This window comes from Ectothiorhodospira mobilis (assembly GCF_900114895.1).
In the GTDB taxonomy this organism is placed as follows: Bacteria; Pseudomonadota; Gammaproteobacteria; order Ectothiorhodospirales; family Ectothiorhodospiraceae; genus Ectothiorhodospira; species Ectothiorhodospira mobilis_A.
Window position 1 is genome coordinate 160,271 of the sequence record NZ_FOUO01000001.1, and the last position, 17,538, is coordinate 177,808.

The window sequence follows — 17,538 nt, forward strand, 5'->3', positions numbered from 1 at the left end:
GATGAACACCGCATTCCGCTACGAAGAGGCCTTTTCCAGAAACATCGGCTGGGTCACCGAAGAGGAACAACAACTCCTGAGGAGGAAACGCGTAGCCATCGGCGGCATGGGCGGGGTGGGCGGCAACCACCTCATCACCATGGCCCGGCTGGGCGTAGGCCGATTCAGCCTATCCGACCTGGATGTCTTCGAGGTGGCCAACTTCAACCGCCAGTTTGGCGCCACCATGGAACACCTGAACGAACCCAAGCTCCGGGTCATGGAGGAGGCCGCCCGGGACATCAACCCCGAACTGGACATCCGCAGCCTGCCCGACGGGCTCACCCTGGAGAACATCGATGCCTTCCTCGAAGGGGTGGATCTCTACATGGACAGTCTGGACATGTTCGCCCTGGACATCCGTCGCCGTGTGTTCCAGCGCTGTCACGACATGGGCATCCCCGCCATCACCGCTGCCCCCATGGGCATGGGAACCTCCATGCTGGCCTTCGTCCCCGGGGGCATGAGCTTTGAGGAATACTTCCGCTTCGATGACGTGGAAACCTTCGAGGAGAAGATCATCCAGTTCGTCATCGGGGTCTCCCCCTCCATGATCCAGCGGGACTATCTGGTGGAGAAGGGATCCGTGAATTTCTTCAGGAAGAAGCTCCCCTCCACGGCCATGGCCATCGATCTGGCCGCCGGCGTGGCCTGCTCCAACGGTTTGAAACTGCTTTTAGGACGCGGCGACACCCTCTGCGCCCCCCGGGGTCTGCATTTCGATGCCTACCGCAACCGATTGGTGAAGACCTGGCGCCCGTGGGGAAACCGCAATCCTCTACAGCGTTACATGTTCCTGCGTGTGCGGGGGTTGTTGCTTGGCCTGGAAGGGTAAGGTCGGCCGGGTAACACAAGACCCGGCAGACGGGAGGGTTCCCGTCTGCCGGGTGGTCAGTCAGCCAGCTGACTATATCGGGTCAGGCCGTGCCAGCCACATCCGGCGAACGGCGTCTCAAACCACCCACCAGACCCAGGGCCAGCACCCCCCCCCCGATCAGGGCGAGGGCCGAAGGTTCAGGGACCTGGAACACGACGGAACCGTCGTGCTCACCGGAAATAATACCGGTCCCTCCTGCAGTCTCATAAAATTCAGTAAAGTCAGGGTTATTACTATCTTGCTCTACGCCATTGAACCAGAAGGGTTCGGTATTCTGGTCAACGGCTGCCGTGACCAGTTCAACGTCCATACCCCAAAGATCAGCGAAACTGGCATTCGGATCGGCAAAATTAAATAAATCGCCCACCGTAGAACTTCCCAAGGCCGTGCTAGTAGCAATTCCAGTAAAATCAATGGTCCCCTGGATGTTAAGGCTCTGGCCGATGGCGCTGTTGCCCCCTTCCTCCACGAGGATCCTCATGACCGGGAACTTGGTCAATTCCGAGTTCAAGTCGGACAGATAGAAATTGATAGTGCCGCTGTTATAGTCAATCCCTCCGACTGAATTGACCACACCCGCAAGGTCGTTCCATCCGAAGGTAAGCTCCCAATGATCGGAACCATAGCCGTTCAATGAAGGCCCGTTGAGATCCTCAAGCGTTGCAGCAGGTGAGAAGCTGGTGATCCGATTTGAACCAGATAAATTATCGCCGATGCCGAACTGGGGCACATTATCCCGCCCCCCCGTACCCACCACGGTATCCCCGGCATCATAGATACCGTTGTTATTAGCGTCGGTTACGGTCGTCGTGGAAAAATATTCAAAATTGCCTTCATCAAAGAGACCGGTGGTGGTCCCCCCGGCATGCTTGGTCCCTGATCCACTATAATCGGAACCAATATTGATATAGAAAGGCTGCGCCTGCGCAACCGAAGTGGCAGCCAAGACCCCAAGGGCCACCCCGGAAAGGCCGATCTTTGTAAGAATCTTCATGACGTTTACCTCCATGGAACCGCGGACGGCTGGTTGTAACGAACTATGATTTAGGGATGATCCCTTGCAGGTCATGTAAGCAGGAACCACGCCATGAAATTATTTTTCTCATTTTTCAATATCTTAATGCGTTCTATTGCAACGGCTCCGGGACAATAGGCAGCGGATTGTCAATTTGGCCGACACAGCCTGGCAGGGGGTTATCCTTCACGCCCCAACCCATGCTTCTTCATCAGGTCGTACAGCGTCGGGCGGCTCACCCCCAGCAGTTCCGCCGCGCGGGAGATGTTGCCGTCCACCATCTGCAGGGCGTGACGCACGGCGCGGCCCTCGGCCTCGTCCCGCACGCGGCGCAGGTTCAGCATCAGGGGCTGGTCGGCGTCCGGGGACAGTTCCAGATCCTCGGCGGTGACCTGGCTGGCGTCGGCCATGATGACGGCGCGCTTGACGCGGTTTTCCAGCTCACGCACGTTGCCCGGCCAGTCGTGGCGCTCGATGGCCTGCACCGCGTCCTGGGAGAAGCCCCGGACCGAACGGCCCTGGTCCCGGGCATAGCGCTGCAGCAGGGCCCGGGCCAGGAGATGGGCATCGCCGGTGCGGTCCTTCAGAGGCGGGATGTGGATGGTGATCTCGCTGATGCGGTAGAACAGGTCCTCGCGGAAGCGCCCATCGGCGATGAGGGCGGAGAGGTCCTGGTGGGTGGCGCAGACCACGCGCACGTCCACGGGGATGCCCTCGCGCCCCCCCAGGCGCTCGATGACCCGCTCCTGCAGGAAGCGCAGCAACTTGGCCTGCAGGGCCTGGGGCAGATCCCCCACCTCGTCCAGGAACAGGGTGCCGCCGTCGGCGTATTCGATCTTACCCTTGGTCTGCCGGTTGGCGCCGGTGAAGGCCCCCTTCTCGTAGCCGAAGAGTTCGCTCTCCAGGAGGTTTTCCGGGATGGCGGCGCAGTTGATGGCGACGAAGGGCCCCTTGGCCCGGGGGCTCAGGCCGTGCAGGGCGCGGGCGATCACCTCCTTGCCGGTGCCGCTGTCCCCCAGCAGGACAGACAGACAAGGGACAGGCACTCTTGACCCTTTTGCTCAGCCATTCGCCTACTGCCGCCCCGCCCAAGGCCCCTCTTACGCCCTCCCTCAAGGCACCGGGCCCGAAAACCACCGTCAGCCGCTGATTCCCCCGAATATCTGGCTCCAGCACAGGAACGACGGGCAAGAACCTTCCTCGGCATATCACCGCAGCACGGGAAAACCCTCTGAAGAATAGGCCAGTCAGGCCGCTGATCGTCGTTGCTGCCGGTGCAGGGCCTCAAACTGCGTACTCTGGGCCAGCCACTGATCCGGGGTGAGTCCCAGCCGCTGCAGGATCGGGGGCTGGGTGTCGGCAATGGCGCCCTTCTTTCTCGGGTCGATGGCCCGCCCCGTGTAGTCCACCAGGGACAGATAGTCCTCGAGGGCGAAGGGGATGCCGGGCTGCTCGCGGTCCGCGAATGCACCTTCAAAAGGCAGCAACGGCTTCACCGGCACATCGAACCGCAGCAAGGCGTCCAGTTTCACCTGCTCGCGCACGGCCTGGGCCAGATCGAACCGGGGCGCAATGCGTTCCTTGATGCTGGTGTGCTCTGAAGTCTCGGGCGTGTCTGCCATCCCGGCCCGCACCGGGTTGAGATCCACATAGGCCATGCAACTGAGCAGGGCGGCTTCGGTGCGCAGGGCCTGCGACTTGAAGCGGGCCTCCCAGAAATGCCCCGTGCAGCCGTCCTCCTGATTGGCCTGCCGGGCGATGAGCTCATTCAGACACTTCATGAACCAGCTCAGGCTGGCCAGCCGCTGCCGGTAGCATTGGGCGAATTCCGCCACCTGGGCCAGCTCATAGCTTTCCTGCTTGTCTCCCGCCAGATACCGCTGGAGCAGCAGCGGCCCCTTGAACAGACAAGTCCAGCGCCCCAACACGTCGTCATCGGACCAGGACTCGGCTTGGGCTGGGTCCAGCTTGACCACCAGATGATAGTGATTGGACATCACCGCATAGGCGGCGATGTCCACGGCGAACAGGGAGGCCAGCAGCCGGATACGATCCTCGATCCACTGCCGCCGGTGTTCAAAACTTTTGCCGGTGGCCTGATCCTGCCCGCAGAGGAAAGTGCGCCGCACACAGCGCGAGATGATGTGGTAGTAGGGGGTATCGGTGAGTGAAATCTGTTCACAACGGGGGCGCGGCATGGTTCCCTCCAGTGGTTTCCGGCCAGTTCCGTGGCCGATATGTGGACAGGTTACCGCAGGGGAATAGACCGGCCAAGCTAGGAGCGAATATGGCACACTATGGCCGGATCTCCCGCCAGGACGCTACATGAGCAACCACCACGACACGGGCTACAAGGAACTGTTCAGCTACCCGGAACTGGTGCGCCAGCTCATCGAGGGTTTTGCGCCACCGGAAGTGGCGGCGATGATGGACTTTTCTACCCTCACGGACCACAGCGGAAGCTACATCACCCCGCTGTTTGGCGAGAAGTTCGAGGACAAGGTCTGGTCGGTGGAGGTGACCTGGGACGGCACCAGGCAGCGGGTGTTCGTGTATCTGCTGCTGGAGTTTCAGTCCACGGTGGACCACCGCCTGCCGATCCGGATGCTGCACTATGTGGCCTGCTTCTACGATCATCTGATCAAGACCCACGTCACAACAGCCCGCAAGGGCATGCCGCCGATCTTCCCGGTGGTGTTGTACAACGGCTCGAAGCGGTGGACGGCGCGGGAGGACATCTATCGAATGATCCGACCGGAGCCGCCGGGGTTCGTGGGGGTGTATCAGCCCCACCTGCGCTACTATCTGGTGAACGAGTCAGCCTTCAGCGAAGAAGAGCTGGCAGAGCGGGATACGCCGCTGAGTGGGATTTTCGAGGTGGAGAAGGCGTCAAAGGATGTGGATGCCTTGCAGGAGGCCGTGCAGCGCCTGGCGGCACGCATCCGGGCACATCCAGAGAAATCGCGCCTGGACGAGGTGATCACCCGCTGGCTCAAGCGTCACCTCACGCGGTTGGGCGCCGAGACAGAGAAGGCGCTGGAACAGGTCAACAGTTTGGTGGAGGACAATGCGATGCTGGCGGAAAATCTTCAGACTTGGGCGGAAAAGGAGCGCCAGAAGGGCGAGGCGGCCGGCTTGCAGAAGGGGCGGCAGGAAGGACGACAGGAAGGCGAACAGATTGGCTTGCATAAAGGCCAGCGCTTGGCGGCCATCAACCTGCTCAAGCTAGGACTGCTCGACGACCAGCAGATTGCCCAGAGCACGGGCCTGAGCCTGGACGAGGTGAAGGCCCTGCGATCGGATCAGCCTCACTGAGGGATGGAGTAAGTCAAGGGTAAGTGACGGATCACGGGCCGTTGAGCGAGGCTTACGCAGAGGATGCGCCCCGACTCCTGTCCAGATCATGCTTCTTCATCAGGTCGTACAGCGTCGGGCGGCTCACCCCCAGCAGTTCCGCCGCGCGGGAGATGTTGCCGTCCACCATCTGCAGGGCGTGACGCACGGCGCGGCCCTCGGCCTCGTCCCGCACGCGGCGCAGGTTCAGCATCAGGGGCTGGTCGGCGTCCGGGGACAGTTCCAGATCCTCGGCGGTGACCTGGCTGGCGTCGGCCATGATGACGGCGCGCTTGACGCGGTTTTCCAGCTCACGCACGTTGCCGGGCCAGTCGTGGCGCTCGATGGCCTGGATCGCGTCCTGGGAGAAGCCCCGGACCGAACGGCCCTGGTCCCGGGCATAGCGCTGCAGCAGGGCCCGGGCCAGGAGATGGGCGTCGCCGCTACGCTCCTTCAGAGGCGGGATGTGGATGGTGATCTCGCTGATGCGGTAGAACAGGTCCTCGCGGAAGCGCCCATCGGCGATGAGGGCGGAGAGGTCCTGGTGGGTGGCGCAGACCACGCGCACGTCCACGGGGATGCCCTCGCGCCCCCCCAGGCGCTCGATGACCCGCTCCTGCAGAAAACGCAGCAGCTTGGCCTGCAGGGCCTGGGGCAGGTCCCCCACCTCGTCCAGGAACAGGGTGCCGCCGTCGGCGTATTCGATCTTGCCTTTGGTCTGCCGGTTGGCGCCGGTGAAGGCCCCCTTCTCGTAGCCGAAGAGCTCGCTCTCCAGGAGGTTTTCCGGGATGGCGGCGCAGTTGATGGCAACGAAGGGCCCCTTGGCCCGCGGGCTCAGGCCGTGCAGGGCGCGGGCGATCACCTCCTTGCCGGTGCCGCTGTCCCCCAGCAGCAGGGTGGTGGCGTTGGTGGGGGCCACCTTCTCCACGGTGCGGCAGACCTTGAGCATCTCCGGGCTTCCAGCCACCAGGCCGGGGAGCGGCTCCGGGGTATCCCGGCGGGCCAGGCGGCGGTTCTCCGCCTCCAGCTCAAAGAGCCGGTGGGCCCGCTGCACGATGAGGTTGAGCAGATCGGCATCCACGGGCTTCTGGTAGAAGTCATAGGCCCCCAGGGCCACGGCCTGCACGGCATTGTCCCGGTCATTATTACCGGTGACGACGATGACCTTGGTCTCGGGGGCCAGGGCCAGCATCTCCTCCAGGGCCGCCAGCCCCTCGCTGGCCCCCCCCGGATCCGGCGGCAGCCCCAGGTCCAGGGTGACCACCTGCGGCTCGCCGCGGCGCAACTGGGCGATGGCCTCCTCACGGTCCTTCGCGGTGAGCACCTCGAAGTCCTCGAAGCACCACCGCAGCTGGCTGAGCAGGCCGGGGTCGTCCTCCACGATCAACAGGGCGGGTTTTTGCTGTGTGCCTCCGGTCAAGGTCTGGGTGCCTCTGGCTGGTGGTTCGATTGGAGGGCGGCAGAGATGCCCACTCAACCCTGGCGTGCTTTCTCATCCGCCCCTTCGGAATGTTGACGGATGATCTTGCCGAGCGCCCTCAGGGCTTCATTGACTTCCTGCGAATTACTGAACAGGGCGGCCACATCATCATCGAGTCTGACGATATTGGTTGCCTCCCGATAGCGGGCCGCATATTTTCCACGCATCCCATGGGAGAAATCGTACTCCGCAAGCATGGGCTCGTCTTTCTCATCCATCACTTTCGTACCTCTTTCTTTCTTGTTTCGTCGCCAGCCGAGCAGATATCAATCGAATTGCATCCTTCTGATCTTTATGGAAAACAACGAGCAACCTTCGTTTCTCTGATAGACCAACCGTCACGAAACGAGACTCCGTTACCGCATGCAACGGATCATCAATCGTGATGGATAAAAAGTCCGCAAAAACGGTACTTGCTTCTTCGAAGCTTACACCATGCTTCTTTTGATTTAATATCGCCTTACTTTCACTCCAATCAAACTTCAAGCCCGCCACCCTAATCCCGCATCCCTGGTGAGCGAAAAGCTTCTTGGTCCCGCGCCAGGGGGATACTGATGCGGAACCGGGAGCCCTGGCCGGGTTCGCTCCAGACCTCCAGATCCCCTCCCAGGGCGCGGATGAACTCACGGCTCTCGAAGGCGCCGATGCCCATGCCAGTGAGCCCCTTGGTGGTGTCGAAGGGGCGGAACAGGCGTTCGCGGATGAATTCCGGGGTCATGCCGGTGCCGGTGTCCGTGATCTCGAGATGGGCGTTGCGGCTGTCCCGCCACAGGGAGAGATCCACCCGGCCATCCCCGGGGGTGGCCTCCTGGGCGTTTTGCAGCAGATGACCGAGCACGGCCCGAAGCCGCTCGGGGTCGGCCAGTACCGGGCATTCATCCCCATTGTGCGCCAGTTGCGGCCGGGGTGCACGCCCCTGGGCCGCCGCCACGGCCTGCTGCGCCAGGCCCGCCAAGTCCACCGGGGTGGCCTCGCGGCCGGGATCCCCGCTGCGCAGCTGCAGCATGAGCCGGTTCATGCGTTCCACGGCGTTCTCCACGGTGCCGATGGCATCCTTGAGGAAGGCCGGATTGTCGCCGTGCTTGCGGGCATTGCTCACCACCAGGGAGAGCTGGGCGATGATGTTCTTCAGGTCGTGCACCACATAGGCCGAGAGGCGGTTGAAGGCCTCGAACTGACGGGCCTCGGACAGCGCCTGCAGGGCCTCCATCTGGGCCAGATGGCTCGCCGCTTGCTTGCCGGCGGTCTTGAGCAGATCCCGGTCCTCCCAGTTGATGGCCTTCAGGGCCCGAGAAGGGGCCAGGAGCACGAAGCCCAAAAGGTCGTCCTCCTGCCGCAGGGGTACCAGCAGCCAGGCGCGTGCATCCTCGGCCAGCCACCCGGGCAACTCCAGATCGGGATACGCCTCCGGGTGGGTACGCACCTCGTGCAGGTCCAGCACCCAGCCGGTCTGCCCCAGATAGGTCCCGAGGGCGCCATCCCGCGCCTCCCCCGCCGCCGTGGGCTGGACCATATTCCACTGCGCCACCTGCCGGAAATGCCTTCCGCCGTCGCGCATCCACAACTGCCCCCCCGGGCTCTCCACGATATCCGCCAGGGCCCGCACCACCCGGTCGGGCAGGCCCTCACGGGAACGGCTGTCCGAGAGGGTATGGATCAACCGCAACCATTCCTCCCGGTAGTCATATTTGTAGTTGAAGAAATGCTTGCTGACGAACACCCGGAAGCGGGAGCGCAGGTGGCCGGAGGCCCAGAAGACCAACACCCCCAGCAGGGCGGCGAAGAGGAAGACCGCCTGCAGGACGGTGCCCCACTCGCCGCCGAAGGTGCGCAGGTAGTATCCGGCGGCGGCCATGAGCAGCAGGTAGCCCCCCGCCCCCAGCAGGGTGGCGGTATGGAAGACCATGCCGCGGGAGACGTAGACGTCCAGGGACCACTGGGGGTTACGGGCCGCGGAGACGGCGATCAGGGGCACTACCAGGGCGCTGACAAAGCCCCGGGCCGCCCACAGCCCCCCGGAGACCTGGTGGAACAACAGGCCCTCGGCATACAGGTAGAAATCGAAGCCGTAGATCCCCAGCAGGGCGAGGCAGAGGTATTGGATGGCCCAACGGGCCTCGGTGGTGCTATTGCGGAAGATCTGCTCCACCAGCAGCAGGACCGCCAGGGCCACCAGGAGCTTGCCCGCCAGCAGGACATCGCCGCGAAACCCCACCGCAGGCAGCCAGGGCAATAGGAACGCATAGCAGGCCAGCAGGGCCACCAACCCCAGGGCACCGAGCCCCAGGGCCCGCAGCGGGGGGCTCAGGCCCGCCGCACCCCCCGGCAGGGCGGAAACGGCCCCGGATCCTTCCGTTTCGTTGGGGCCGCCCCGGGGCGGCCCTGGCCGGGACGGCACCTCCGCCCCGGCCGGGCTGCGGGCCTGGCGAATCAGCCCCCAGAGGAAGGCGATCCAGGCCGCATCCCGCAGCAGTTCGGCCAAAAAGATCACCGGGATACCCACGGCCTGCGGATAGCCCGCCCGCAGGCCCAGCACCACCGCCCAGGTCAGACCGGCGAAGGCGGCCAGGATGAGCAGCGCACCCTGGAGGCGCCGCTTCCAGCCAATGGCGAGGACGGCCACCAGGAGCAGGTTCGCGGCCGCCGCGACACCGAAACCCGTGACCCCCACGTCCATGGCGGGAGGGCCTTAGCGGGAGCCGCGGCCCCAGAGCACCACTTCCACCGTCTGCAGGATGGTGAGCAGGTCCAGGGCCATGCTCTGATTCTTGACGTAGTAGAGGTCGTACTTGAGCTTCTCGAAGGCGTCTTCCTCGGAGGCGCCGTAGGGATAGTGGATCTGCGCCCATCCCGTCAGGCCCGGCTTCACCCAATGGCGGTGCCGGTAGTAGGGCAGCTTCACGGCCAGGGATTCCACGAACTCCGGGCGCTCCGGACGTGGACCGACGAAGCTCATATCCCCGCGCAGCACATTGAACAGCTGCGGCAGCTCGTCCAGACGGGTCTTGCGCATGAAGGCCCCGAAGCGGGTCACCCGCGGATCCCCCTTCTGCGCCCACCGCGCCACCCCATCCCGCTCGGCATCCATGACCATGCTGCGGAACTTGAACAGGGTGAATGGATTACCATGCTGTCCCGTGCGCACCTGACGGAAGATCACCGAGCCCCGCCCCCGGTCCTCCAGGGCGATCCCCAGGGCGCAGACCAGCATCAGCGGCCAGGTCAAACCCAAAAGCACCAGGGACGTGACCACGTCCAGTACCCGCTTGGCGTGATCCCGATAGACGCTGTGGCGGAATCCCCTTCCGAAGACGAAGCTGGAGGGCCGCAGGACATCCAGCCGCAGCAGCCCCGCCTCGCGTTCGAAGAAGTCGGCCACATCCAGGACATTGAGCCCGTGCATCTTGCAATGCATGAGCTCGTCCGCGGGGAAACCGCCCCGGGGATCGTCATAGGCCACCACCACGTCGTCGATATGGTGCCGGCGCACGAAGTCGGGCAGCGGTTCGTCGAGACGCACAACGGATTCCCCGGAGACCCGGGTGCGCCCCTCCCCCCCCGGCACGAACCCCACCACGGTGAAACCCACCCGGTCCGCCCTGCGGCGCAGGCGCTGGAACATGCTGGCGCCCTCCCCCGCCCCCAGCACCAGGACACGGCGTTTGAAGGCATTATGATCCACCAGATGATGGATACCGAAGCGCACGGCCAGCAGGCCCGGCAGGGCCAGCCCGGTGGCCGCCAGCAGGCCCTGCCAAGGCATCGACAGCCCCGGGAAGGGCAGGAACAGGACTGCCATCAGGGCCGTCCCCAGGGCCAGGGCCCCGGTGACCCGGGAGGCCACTGCGGCCACCCCCCCGCGGAATCCCCGCCGGTAGAGGCCCATGCAGAGCATGCCCACCATGTGCAGGGCCATGAACAGGGCGATCTGGATGGAATCGACTGCGATATCCGGCCCAGGGGAGGAGAAAAGAGGCAGGACGTAACCGGACAGGAGGATGGCAAAGGCGAGGACCAGGGCCTCGGTGCAGAACAGCAGCAGGAAGGGGGAGGACAACTCCCGGCCGAGGATGCGCAGGTGAAAGTGGCGGATCCGAAGGGGCCTTCGTAGCCTGGCCGGATCCCGGGACCTTGTCCCGGGCACCCCCGCGTCGATGGATCTCAGTCCCGGCCCTCCGGCCACTTCGGGTGTACCCGCCATGGTCACCACACGGTCTTCCGCTGGATCGCCCATTCCAGACCCCCATTCATCCGGCCCATGACCCTTGTGCCGGCTCCTTCAAGCCCTCCGAGCTGCCGGATCACCGGCAGGATCGGGCCTCGTTCACGGTAAAGCTGTGACTCAGTTCACAGTGTAGCAGTCTTTTTGAACGAATCCAGTGCAACCGTACAGGCGCCGAGGCATGGGGATTCCTCCTGGGCAGGACCCGATGCAGCAGCGGCGGATGCCCCCGACCCGATGGGTGCAATGAAGCATGGCCCCAGAACCCCGGTTCTGCAAGGACAGCCCTCTCCGTCGTTCCAGACCATCCCCACCATGGCCCGCCATCGGTCCTAGGTTGCCGCCTCCTGGCGCAGCCGGTCCACCCAGAGGGCACTGGCCCCGGCCACCGCCGCCGGCATCACCAGGAAGTTCGCCAGGGGGATGAGGGTGGCAAGCATCACCCCGGTGCCAAAACCCAGGGACAACCACCGCTGCCGCCCCAGGATGCGGCGCTGATGGTCAGGGCGCAGGTCGTGGTTGCCCATGGGGTAGTCGGCGTACTCCAGGGCCAGCATCCAGGCGGTGAACATCGCCCAGGCCAGGGGGGCGAGCAGGTTCACCCCCGGGATGAGGAAGAGGATCAGGAGAGGCAGAGCCCATCGGATGAAATAACCGAGCTTGCGCAGCTCGTCCAGCATCGCCCCCGGGGCCCCCTTCACCGCCTGCCAGAGCCCCCCGCCCCCGGGTGGGCCCCGGCCGCTCAGGCGCCGTTCCACCGCCTCCGCCAGCAGGTCATTGAACGGCGCGGCGATGAGATTGGCGACCACGGAGAAGGTGAAGAAGACCAGCACCGCCACGGCCACAAAGAACAGCAGCCACAGCACCCCCGCGAGCCAGGCCAGCCATTGCGGCAGGGCCGGGAGGATGGCATCCACCAGTGCCCCGAACTGATCGGCGGCCAGCCAGAGCAGCCCGGCGAACACCAGGGCATTGATCAACAGCGGCAGGGCCACGTAGCGGCGCAGCCCGGGTTCGATGACCAGGCGCAGTCCCCGCAGGAGATAACCGGCGCCGGCAAGGAATGGCTTGAGCATGGTCTTGGCCCTCGATGCGTTGCAGCGGCCGCAGGCCGCCGGGGCGGGAGGGTTGGGCGGAGTTCGGCTTATGCTCCAGGGGCACGGGCGCACGCTTCAGGGCCGCACGGCCCGCGCCCGAACGTGCCCTGTGAAGTGGTGCCGGAGATAGGGATCGAACCTACGACCTTGGCATTACAAGTGCCCTGCTCTACCAGCTGAGCTACTCCGGCGTCGTGGTGGCGTTATGGTAGACGACCCCCCGCAGCGCCGCAATCGCATCCCCCCGCAAGAGGACAGCAACGCAGGGGGCTTCATGAACCCGGGCAGGGGCGGCGTTCCAGACGCATCCCCTCCACCGGCAGTGGCAGGACGCCGGGGTCACCATCGCCGGGGGCGGCCAGCTCCAGCCAGTATTGCGACCGCTCCTGGAAGCGCACCACCAGGACCGGGTCCAGCCCCAGGGAGCGGATCCGGTCCAGATGCCGGGCGGCCCGCCTCTTGCCCGAGAACAACCCCAGGGACAGATCCCCCTTCCGGGCTCCGTCCAGGATCACGAAGTAATCCGTGAGCCCGGCCGCCTGCAGGCGCCGGATCAATGGGGCGGTTCCCGCCTCCCCCATGGGCAGGACCACCCAGTAGGAGGCCGGCACCTGCACGCGCACGCGCCGCAAGGCCCCGGTCATACCGGCGGCGCGAAAGGCCTCCAGGCGGCGGACCGCCTCCGCCTCCCGCTGGAAGGGGCCCAGGCGATGGCAGACACGCCCGGCACCCGGGGTGGTGGTCGGCGGATCCGCCGTCTGCGCCAGGCGCAGCAGGGGCACACCGGGACGGGCCGCGGACAGGGGCGACGTCCCGGGGTCGGGCACCGGCGGGGACAGGAGGGTATACCCCAGCCAGGCCAGGTTCAGCAGCACCAGCAGGGCGAACAGGAGTCGCATCAGCCCCGCTCCGAGACCCGGGCCAGGCCGTGCAGCACCAGATCCGGCACGGGCACGACACCGCAGGTCAGATGGGGGATCAGGCACGGGGCGTCCCCGCCGGTGAGGAGGACCGCCGCCGGCGGGGGCGGCTCCCCCAGGCGGATCGTCAGGGCATCGATGGCGGCGGCCAGCCCCAGCAGCGTCCCCGCGGCCACGGCATCGCCGGTGCACACGGCGGGCACCCGGGATGCATCCCCCTGCACCGCGCCGCCCACCCCCGGGGCCAGCCCCAGGCCGCGGCGCATGAGGCCCAGCCCCGGCAGGATGAGACCACCGCTGTGGCGCCCCCCCGGCAGCAGCCGGTCCAGGGTCACGGCCGTGCCGCAGTCCACCACGACCGCGGACTCGTACCCCAGGGCCCGGGCCCCGACCAGGGCGGCGTAGCGGTCCCGGCCCAGCCGGCCGGGATCACGGTAGGCGGAGACGATGCCGTGCTGGGCCGGATCCGCCTCCAGGAAACGGGGCTCGGGCCAGCCCCGGCGCCGCGCCCAGGCGCTGCAGGCCGCGCGGAAGGCGGGGCCCACCACCTCCACGGCCCAGAGTGCATCCACGTGGCGCAACCCCATGCGCTGCGCCGCTGCATCCAGCAGTGCATCCCAGGGGGCTTCGGCGGCGCCGGGGTGTTCCAGCGCCCCCTGGCCATGCAGGGCCCGCCCGTCCCACAGGGCCCACTTCAGGCGGCTGTTACCCGCATCCAGCAGCAGCCTCATGGCCGACTCCGCAGGCCGATCTCCCCGGTCTCGATATGGAGCAGGCCCCGATCCGTCTCCAGACAGAGGCGACCGCCTTCGTCCACACCACGGGCGATGCCCGTGCACCCGTCCCCGCCGCTGAGGGCCACGGGCCGGTCCCGGGTGGCGTCGCGCCGGTTCCACTCCCCCAGGAAGGCCGCGAATCCCGGCTCCGGATAGGACTGCAGCATCCCCTCCAGGGCACGGATGAGGGTAGCGGCCAGGAGGCTTCGGGACGGCAGGGGGTCCAGGCCGGCCCCGGCCAGGTCGGCATGGGGCTGCCCCACCTCCATATGAGCAGGCAGGCGCAGATTGATGCCCACACCGAGGATGAGGGCATCGGGCCCGTCCCGCCCGGCCCGGACCTCCACCAGGATCCCCCCCAGCTTGCGCCCGTCCAGATAGAGGTCATTGGGCCATTTCAGCTGCAGGCCGCGTACCCCCAGGTCCTCCAGGGCCCGGGCCAGGGCGACACCGGCGGCCAGGGTCACGCTGGCATCGGGCCGGGGCCAGTGGCGGATGTCCCAGAGCAGCGAAAGGGCCATCCCGGCACAGGGGGGCATGCGCCATTGCCGTCCCCGGCGGCCACGACCGGCGCTCTGAAAATCGGTGCAGCAGGCCACCGGTCCCCGCATCCCCTGCCGCCGGGCCCGGTCCAGCCAGGCACTGGTGGAATCCACCTGCTCCAGGGCGTGCACCTGGGGCACCTGCGGCAGGTCCTTAAGGGCGGCGCCCACGGCATCGGCATCCACCGGATCCGGGGGCGGTTCCGGGGGCAGGATATAGCCTGCCTGACCACGCCAATCCAGCCCCGCCTGGCGCAGCCCCTGCAGTCCCGCCTCCACCTCCGGCACCGGGATCCCCAGCCGCACCGCCAGTTCCCGGGGCGTGCGGGGCTGAGCCTCGGCCAGCAGGCGGAGCAGGCCATCGGGGAATCGGGGCGCGGGGTCGGATGTGGACATGCGTTGCAGGCTCGTTCGCGGTATCCCTATGATCCGTCCAAGGAGGATCGAAACTCAATGCACCTTGCACCGCCCATCCGCCTCGCCTTACCGCTGCTGCTGGCCCTGACCCAAGGCTCGGCCGGCGCGGACGAGGTCTTTCTGCACCGGGACGCGCATGGGGTCCCCTGGTTCACCGACCAGCGGGAGATGGGCGAGGGATTCACCTTCATCGAACGCCGCTACTACGGCCGCCCCCCGGCACGCAGCGCCTGCCGCGGACTGACCCCGGACGCACTGGAGCGGCGGGCGACGCAGCAGATGGGATGGGTGCGGCACTATGCCCGGCTCCAGGGGCTGGACCACCGGCTGGTGCGGGCCATGATCACGGTGGAGTCCTGCTTCGACCGCCATGCCGTGTCGCGGGTGGGGGCCCAGGGGCTGATGCAATTGATGCCGGACACCGCCCAAGAGCTGGGGGTGGAGGATGCCTTCGATCCGCGGCAGAACATCCGCGGCGGCACCACCTATTTCGCCCGCATGCTGCAGCGCTTCAATCAGGACACGCGCCTGGCCCTGGCGGCCTACAACGCCGGACCGGGGGCCGTGGAACGCCACGGCGGCATCCCCCCCTACCCGGAGACGCGGCAATACGTGACCCGGGTGATGTCCCTCTACCAAAGCCTGGGGGGCGGCTGAGGGGGGGTCATTCACGCCAGATGAGGGTGGCCATGCGGCCGGTGCGCCCGTCCCGGCGGTAGGAGAAGAAACGCTCCGGCTCCCCGTGGGTGCAGGCCGTCATGCCGTGCACCGCCTCCACGCCGCAGGCCCGCAGCCGCGCCCGGGCCAGGGCGTGCAGATCGGCGAGCCAGCGGTCCCCCCGGGCCGGGGTGAAGGCGTGGGCCATGTCGGGATCCTGTTGCACAAAGGCCCGGCGCACCTCCGGCCCCACCTGGAAGGCCGCCGGGCCGATGGCGGGTCCGAGCCAGGCCAGCAAGGACTGCGCAGGACGGGTGAAGGCCGCCACGGCGGCCTCCAGGATCCCGGCCGCCAAGCCGCGCCAGCCGGCGTGGGCCACCGCCACCTCCTCCCCCGCCCGGTCGCAGAGGCATACCGGCAGGCAGTCCGCCGTAAGCACGGCGCAGACGATCCCCGGCCGACGGGCGATGGCGGCATCCGCCTGGGTGGCGTCCGGCGTCACCGCCGCCGCCTCCGCCACGGTGGTGCCGTGCACCTGTTCCAGCCAGGCCGGCGCCCCGGGCAGGTCCAGGGCCCGCGTCAGGCGCCGGCGGTTCTCCAGCACCGCCTGCGGGTCATCCCCGGTGTGCAGCCCCAGGTTCAGTTCCTGGAAGGGGGGGCGGCTCACCCCGCCGCTGCGGGTGGTGACCACGGCGCGGACCCCGGCGGGGGCGGGCCAGCGGGGCTCGATGATCAAGGGTTCGGGCAAGGCGCGCTCCTCGTGGGGGGTTTCAGCAGGGGGATGATTCCAGGTCCTCCGTGCCCGGCGGCCCGGCCACGGCCACCAGATTGCGGCCCTCCCCCTTGGCCCGGTAGAGGGCCAGATCGGCGCGGCGCAGGGTGGCGTCGGAGTCCTCGTCCCGGGGGTCCAGGGTCGCCAGGCCGATGCTCACCGTGACCCCCACGATGCCTCCGCGGTAGACCACGGGGGTGGACTTGATGGTGCGCCGCAGGCGCTCCGCCACGCCCCGCGCATCCTCCAGGGCGGTGGCCGGGAGCAGGGCGGCGAACTCTTCCCCGCCCATGCGCGCCCCCAGGTCCATGCGCCGCAGGACGGTACGCAGGAGCTCGGCCACGTGGCGGATCACGGCATCCCCGGTGGAATGGCCGTAGGTGTCGTTGATGCTCTTGAAATGGTCCAGATCCATCATCAGCACCACCGCCGGATGATCCGGACGACGCTTCACCCGGGCCAGCTCATCGGCCATGCGCCCCAGGAACTGGCGGCGGTTGGCCAGGCCGGTGAGAAAATCCGTGCTGGCCATGCGGCGCAGCTCGTCCTCCTGGTGCTTGCGCTCGCTGATGTCCGAGAGGGTGCCGGCCACCCGCAGCGGACGGCCATCGGCATCCCGTTGGATCACCCGTCCCCGCCCCAGGACCCAGATCCAGCCCCCGGAGCGGTGGCGCACGCGGTACTCACTGGTATAGCGCTCACTGCCGCCCTGCACGTGGCGCTGCAGGGCGGAGGAGACCCGGGGCAGATCCTCCGGATGCAGCAGGTGCAGCCACTGATCCAGGCTCTCCTCGAAGGGATCCCCCTCGGCATAGCCCAGGATCCGGCGCAGACGGGGGCAATAGCGCACACGCCCGGTGCGCAGGTCCCAGTCCCAGACCCCGTCCCCGGCCCCCTGCAGGGCGAAGCGCCAGGGCTGGGCAGCGGCGTCCCCCTTGCCGTCCCCGGGAAGGGGATCCAGGGTGCACAGAAAACGCATCCCACCATCCAGCCGGGCCAGATGGATTACCTCCGGGAACGACGCCTCACCGACGAGGGAGAGCACCACCTCCCGGGACACGGGGTGACCGTCGGCGGGGCAGTCGGCCAGCCAGCGTTCCAGGGCCTCCCCCCCGGCGCCGGGGACCAGTTCGGCCAAGGCCGGCCATGCCTTTGGCGCGCCACTCAGACCCAAACGGGACCGGGCCGGGGGATTGGCCGCCCGGATCGCACCATCGGGCGCCAGCACCAGGGCCGGCAACGGCAAGGCCCGGATCACCCCCTCCAGGGGATCCGTGGCCGGGTCCATGTATCCTGACAAACCTCCTTCTCCTTGTGCCCGCCCTGCCGGGCACGCCCCATCACAAGCCGTTCATCATAATCCGGGGCCGGGGCCGATGCCAGACACCCCC

Annotated in this window: 16 protein-coding genes, 1 tRNA gene and 1 pseudogene; 3 read left to right on the top strand and 15 right to left on the bottom strand. The window is 66.9% G+C overall.

All coding sequences use genetic code 11. The features are described from left to right. Position 1: 1 nt before the first annotated feature. Positions 2-874, top strand: a complete 873-nt coding sequence (locus tag BM214_RS00690) for a ThiF family adenylyltransferase (RefSeq protein WP_090483280.1) — start codon at positions 2-4, stop codon at positions 872-874. An 82-nt stretch (positions 875-956) separates the two neighbouring features. Here the strand turns inward: BM214_RS00690 and BM214_RS12335 are convergent, their stop codons facing one another. The 3 genes and pseudogenes from BM214_RS12335 to BM214_RS00705 form a co-directional block, all read right to left on the bottom strand. Further along, positions 957-1,910 carry a PEP-CTERM sorting domain-containing protein gene (locus BM214_RS12335; protein WP_177217541.1) on the bottom strand — a complete coding sequence of 318 codons (954 nt, stop codon included), beginning with the start codon at positions 1,908-1,910 and terminating at the stop codon, positions 957-959. Between the two features lie 200 nt (positions 1,911-2,110). Next, positions 2,111-2,956: pseudogene (locus tag BM214_RS00700) on the bottom strand (sigma 54-interacting transcriptional regulator); the annotation flags it as partial. Positions 2,957-3,178: 222 nt separating this feature from the next. Next, entirely contained in the window at positions 3,179-4,129 is a 951-nt protein-coding gene (locus BM214_RS00705; RefSeq protein WP_090483282.1) for a transposase, read from the bottom strand. Positions 4,130-4,256: 127 nt separating this feature from the next. On the opposite strand from BM214_RS00705, the gene BM214_RS00710 reads away from it, so the two are divergent. Next, a complete protein-coding gene (locus tag BM214_RS00710) occupies positions 4,257-5,246 on the top strand; it encodes an Rpn family recombination-promoting nuclease/putative transposase (RefSeq protein WP_090483283.1) in 990 nt (329 codons plus the stop codon). A 52-nt stretch (positions 5,247-5,298) separates the two neighbouring features. Here the strand turns inward: BM214_RS00710 and prsR are convergent, their stop codons facing one another. From prsR to BM214_RS00760, 10 genes are all read right to left on the bottom strand, one after another. Beyond that, the gene (prsR, locus tag BM214_RS00715; protein ID WP_244887789.1) at positions 5,299-6,684 is read right to left on the bottom strand and encodes a PEP-CTERM-box response regulator transcription factor; all 1,386 of its coding nucleotides are present in this window, start codon (positions 6,682-6,684) and stop codon (positions 5,299-5,301) included. 53 nt (positions 6,685-6,737) lie between these two features. Continuing rightward, on the bottom strand, positions 6,738-6,962 hold the full coding sequence (locus BM214_RS00720) for a hypothetical protein (RefSeq protein WP_090483284.1): 225 nt from the start codon (positions 6,960-6,962) through the stop codon (positions 6,738-6,740). Next, complete coding sequence (locus BM214_RS00725; RefSeq protein ID WP_090483417.1) at positions 6,955-7,230, bottom strand: BrnT family toxin; 276 nt, start codon at positions 7,228-7,230, stop codon at positions 6,955-6,957. Before BM214_RS00725 ends, BM214_RS00720 begins: the two co-directional genes overlap by 8 nt. A 10-nt stretch (positions 7,231-7,240) precedes the next feature. Beyond that, positions 7,241-9,421, bottom strand: a complete 2,181-nt coding sequence (gene prsK, locus BM214_RS00730; RefSeq protein ID WP_090483285.1) for an XrtA/PEP-CTERM system histidine kinase PrsK — start codon at positions 9,419-9,421, stop codon at positions 7,241-7,243. 12 nt (positions 9,422-9,433) lie between these two features. Further along, the gene (locus BM214_RS00735; RefSeq protein WP_244887790.1) at positions 9,434-10,801 is read right to left on the bottom strand and encodes a TIGR03013 family XrtA/PEP-CTERM system glycosyltransferase; all 1,368 of its coding nucleotides are present in this window, start codon (positions 10,799-10,801) and stop codon (positions 9,434-9,436) included. A gap of 497 nt (positions 10,802-11,298) precedes the next feature. Continuing rightward, positions 11,299-12,042: a sulfate transporter CysZ gene (gene cysZ, locus BM214_RS00740; RefSeq protein WP_090483286.1), complete on the bottom strand. Its 744-nt coding sequence runs from the start codon at positions 12,040-12,042 to the stop codon at positions 11,299-11,301. 136 nt (positions 12,043-12,178) lie between these two features. Beyond that, positions 12,179-12,254 (bottom strand) — tRNA-Thr (locus BM214_RS00745). A gap of 81 nt (positions 12,255-12,335) precedes the next feature. Further along, the gene (locus tag BM214_RS00750; RefSeq protein ID WP_090483287.1) at positions 12,336-12,962 is read right to left on the bottom strand and encodes a hypothetical protein; all 627 of its coding nucleotides are present in this window, start codon (positions 12,960-12,962) and stop codon (positions 12,336-12,338) included. Further along, complete coding sequence (locus BM214_RS00755) at positions 12,962-13,714, bottom strand: type III pantothenate kinase (RefSeq protein ID WP_090483288.1); 753 nt, start codon at positions 13,712-13,714, stop codon at positions 12,962-12,964. Before BM214_RS00755 ends, BM214_RS00750 begins: the two co-directional genes overlap by 1 nt. Beyond that, positions 13,711-14,697, bottom strand: coding sequence for a biotin--[acetyl-CoA-carboxylase] ligase (locus tag BM214_RS00760; protein ID WP_090483289.1), 987 nt, complete (start codon positions 14,695-14,697; stop codon positions 13,711-13,713). Before BM214_RS00760 ends, BM214_RS00755 begins: the two co-directional genes overlap by 4 nt. Before the next feature lie 57 nt (positions 14,698-14,754). Between BM214_RS00760 and BM214_RS00765 the strand changes: the two genes are divergently transcribed. Next, entirely contained in the window at positions 14,755-15,375 is a 621-nt protein-coding gene (locus tag BM214_RS00765; RefSeq protein WP_090483290.1) for a lytic transglycosylase domain-containing protein, read from the top strand. Between the two features lie 7 nt (positions 15,376-15,382). Here the strand turns inward: BM214_RS00765 and pgeF are convergent, their stop codons facing one another. Together pgeF and BM214_RS00775 are read right to left on the bottom strand one after the other, a co-directional pair. After that, positions 15,383-16,123, bottom strand: coding sequence for a peptidoglycan editing factor PgeF (gene pgeF, locus BM214_RS00770; RefSeq protein WP_218149017.1), 741 nt, complete (start codon positions 16,121-16,123; stop codon positions 15,383-15,385). Between the two features lie 22 nt (positions 16,124-16,145). After that, on the bottom strand, positions 16,146-17,435 hold the full coding sequence (locus tag BM214_RS00775; protein WP_090483291.1) for a sensor domain-containing diguanylate cyclase: 1,290 nt from the start codon (positions 17,433-17,435) through the stop codon (positions 16,146-16,148). Positions 17,436-17,538 lie beyond the last annotated feature (103 nt).

Bases quoted from the DNA above. Each gene is read 5' to 3' on its own strand.
- BM214_RS00690 (WP_090483280.1), top strand. From the start codon at position 2: ATGAACACCGCATTCCGCTACGAAGAGGCCTTTTCCAGAAACATCGGC.
- BM214_RS12335 (WP_177217541.1), bottom strand. From the start codon at position 1,910: ATGAAGATTCTTACAAAGATCGGCCTTTCCGGGGTGGCCCTTGGGGTC.
- BM214_RS00705 (WP_090483282.1), bottom strand. From the start codon at position 4,129: ATGCCGCGCCCCCGTTGTGAACAGATTTCACTCACCGATACCCCCTAC.
- BM214_RS00710 (WP_090483283.1), top strand. From the start codon at position 4,257: ATGAGCAACCACCACGACACGGGCTACAAGGAACTGTTCAGCTACCCG.
- BM214_RS00720 (WP_090483284.1), bottom strand. From the start codon at position 6,962: ATGGATGAGAAAGACGAGCCCATGCTTGCGGAGTACGATTTCTCCCAT.
- prsK (WP_090483285.1), bottom strand. From the start codon at position 9,421: ATGGACGTGGGGGTCACGGGTTTCGGTGTCGCGGCGGCCGCGAACCTG.
- cysZ (WP_090483286.1), bottom strand. From the start codon at position 12,042: ATGCTCAAGCCATTCCTTGCCGGCGCCGGTTATCTCCTGCGGGGACTG.
- BM214_RS00750 (WP_090483287.1), bottom strand. From the start codon at position 12,962: ATGCGACTCCTGTTCGCCCTGCTGGTGCTGCTGAACCTGGCCTGGCTG.
- BM214_RS00755 (WP_090483288.1), bottom strand. From the start codon at position 13,714: ATGAGGCTGCTGCTGGATGCGGGTAACAGCCGCCTGAAGTGGGCCCTG.
- BM214_RS00760 (WP_090483289.1), bottom strand. From the start codon at position 14,697: ATGTCCACATCCGACCCCGCGCCCCGATTCCCCGATGGCCTGCTCCGC.
- BM214_RS00765 (WP_090483290.1), top strand. From the start codon at position 14,755: ATGCACCTTGCACCGCCCATCCGCCTCGCCTTACCGCTGCTGCTGGCC.
- BM214_RS00775 (WP_090483291.1), bottom strand. From the start codon at position 17,435: ATGGACCCGGCCACGGATCCCCTGGAGGGGGTGATCCGGGCCTTGCCG.